Source organism: Halomonas sp., assembly GCF_041689495.1.
Taxonomy (GTDB): Bacteria; Pseudomonadota; Gammaproteobacteria; order Pseudomonadales; family Halomonadaceae; genus Halomonas.
Map to the genome: position 1 here is coordinate 1 of NZ_JBDNGD010000119.1, position 2,056 is coordinate 2,056.

Annotated in this window: 2 protein-coding genes; one reads left to right on the forward strand and one right to left on the reverse strand. The window is 63.2% G+C overall.

The features are described 5' to 3' along the window. Positions 1-475 (forward strand): DUF4149 domain-containing protein (locus ACESMD_RS03930; RefSeq protein ID WP_372610519.1); only part of this gene is annotated, 475 nt, incomplete at its 5' end. Positions 476-558: 83 nt separating this feature from the next. Here ACESMD_RS03930 and ACESMD_RS03935 read toward each other — a convergent pair. Beyond that, the gene (locus ACESMD_RS03935; RefSeq protein ID WP_372610521.1) at positions 559-1,749 is read right to left on the reverse strand and encodes an NAD(P)/FAD-dependent oxidoreductase; all 1,191 of its coding nucleotides are present in this window, start codon (positions 1,747-1,749) and stop codon (positions 559-561) included. Positions 1,750-2,056: the final 307 nt, after the last annotated feature.

Consider the following 2,056-nt stretch of genomic DNA (forward strand, 5'->3'; position numbering starts at 1 on the left):
ACCCCCCGAGAAAATCCCCATGGCCATCGCTATTACCCTGCATATCCTCGCCGCCGTCATCTGGGTCGGGGGCATGTTTTTCGCCTGGATGATCCTCCGACCGGTGGCCGTGGAACTCCTGGAGCCTCCCCAGCGACTGAACCTCTGGTACCGGATCTTTCAGCGCTTCTTCCCCTGGGTCTGGGCCACGATCATCGTCCTGCTGGGTTCAGGTCTCTGGATGCTCTTCGCGGGGTTCGGCGGCATGGGCGGGGCCGGTTGGCACATCCACCTGATGCTGCTCACCGGCATCGCCATGATGGCCATCTTCCTGCACCTCTGGTTCGCGCCCTACCCTCGACTGGGCCGAGCCATCGCCGGTCAGGACTGGCCCGCAGGCGGGAAGCATCTCGGCCAGATCCGTCGAATGATCGGCATCAATCTGATTCTCGGCCTGATCACGGTCGCGGTTGCCTCGGGGGGGCGTTTCATTTGACCTGCCGCTTCATCATGGGGTCCCTCGCCTAGCATCCTCTGGTCCCCCTTCGACCAGGCTCCAATGGACTTGTATGCCCACGATCAGAGGGTTTGTCCGCAGGCCACGCCTGAGGCCCAGGCCCACTGGAAGTTGTGACCGCCGAGCTCACCGGTGACATCCAGTACCTCGCCGATGAAGCGCAACGGTGGCACGTCATTGACGGCGAAGCTCTTCGACGAGATCGCCCGGGTATCCACGCCACCCAGAGTCACCTCGGCCGTGCGCCAGCCCTCGGTCCCCGCCGGCTTGAGTCGCCAGTCACCCAGTTGCTCGCTCCAGGCGGCAAGCGCTTCGTTGGAGCACTCGGCCAACCGCTCGTCGCCGCCATGCCATTCCACCAGCGCCTGGGCCAGCCGCTTGGGCAGATGCTCGCCGAGCCAGGTGGAAATCCGTCGCCGTGGCGTCTCACGACGTGCCGACGCCAGTGCCGCGAAGGCATCGATGCCGGGCAATAGATCGATGGAGAGGCTATCGCCGGGCTGCCAGACACTGGAGATCTGCAGCATGGCCGGGCCCGACAATCCCCGGTGGGTGAACAGTATCGGTTCCTGATAGTGTCCCAGGCATTTGCCGCTACTCACGACCTGCACTGCCGCCTCACAGGCCACCCCCGCCAGCTCGGCGGTGCGCGCCTTCCACTCAGGGGGCAGGGTGAAGGGCACCAGTGCAGGCCGCGTCGGCGTGACCGCCAACCCGAACCGGCGAGCGATATCGTAGCCGAAGCCGCTGGCCCCCATGGTGGGAATCGACAGCCCCCCGGTGGCGATCACCACGGCACCGCTGTCGATCCGCCCGAGCGAGGTGGTCAGACGCAAGCCCTCCCCGACCCGCTCGATCCCCTCCACCGAGGTCTTCAGCCGGATCTCGACCCCGGCCCAGTGGCACTCGGTCAGCAGGACATCGAGGATGGCTTTTGCAGAACCGGCGCAGAACAACTGCCCCGGCGCCTTCTCCACATGATCGACGCCATGTCGCTCCACCAGTTCGACGAAGTGCTCGGGCCGATAACGCTTGAGTGCAGAGATACAGAACGCCGGATTCCCGGAAAAGAAGTTGGCAGGCGTGGTGGCCAGATTGGTGAAGTTGCAGCGCCCACCTCCGGACATCAGGATCTTCTTGCCGGCCTTGTTGGCATGGTCTATCACCAGCACACGGCGACCGGCATAACCGGCGGTCAGCGCACACATCAGCCCCGCAGCCCCGGCACCGATGATCACCGCATCATAGGTCATGCATTCTCATCCTCTCCGGAACCAGAGGCGGATTCTATCAGTCCGTAACCGTTCAGGCCTCGCCATTCGACGGGAACCCCCTTGCCAGGGACCTTGTCTCATCATGTACAACTCTTGTACATTACAGGAGCAAACTGAGGCGTTCACTTGTGAATTCTTGTCACACTCTCTGATCACCGGTTGATTAGGATGAAGTGATCCCCTCCCCGACACCGACAGACATCGGTTTGGAAAACCACAAAGAGCCTCCATGACCCACGCGACTCCCCTCCCTGCCCTGTGGTTCTTGCGTCGGCTATCGATCCTG

What these genes read in the sequence shown, in the direction of transcription:
- ACESMD_RS03935 (WP_372610521.1), bottom strand. Translation starts at nt 1,749, where the DNA reads ATGACCTATGATGCGGTGATCATCGGTGCCGGGGCTGCGGGGCTGATG.